The following is a 236-nucleotide window of genomic DNA, read 5'->3' as shown; positions in this document are numbered from 1 at the left end:
AAGCAAAAGTCTTTGGAAGGAGCTTCATCGTTGCACCCGATTAGGGGGGTTGCGAAGCCCTGCTATAACGTATCTTGACAAATGCCCCTACCTGAAGCTCCCCGTTCACGGTAAGGTTTGAAAATGTTATCGTAGCGGCATCATTGGCCCTATCCTCCTCCCTCTGGTTCCCGTTCGAGCAATCAATTGTCGCACCGCCCGCATCGGTCAATGGCGCACAATTGCTACAAAGAACA

The 236-nt window shown here is 51.3% G+C and carries 1 protein-coding gene; it reads right to left on the bottom strand.

Annotation, left to right across the window (positions count from 1 at the left end; genetic code table 11):
• Positions 1–40 precede the first annotated feature (40 nt).
• Positions 41–236: hypothetical protein (locus tag ACRHOZ_RS21470; RefSeq protein WP_431130427.1), on the bottom strand; the 196-nt coding region annotated here is incomplete at its 5' end.

The sequence above is a fragment of the Flagellimonas flava genome (genome assembly GCF_050617915.1).
GTDB classification, from domain to species: domain Bacteria; phylum Bacteroidota; class Bacteroidia; order Flavobacteriales; family Flavobacteriaceae; genus Flagellimonas; species Flagellimonas flava_A.
Note: the sequence above shows the minus strand (reverse complement) of the source record. Positions and strands in the feature narration are given on the sequence as shown.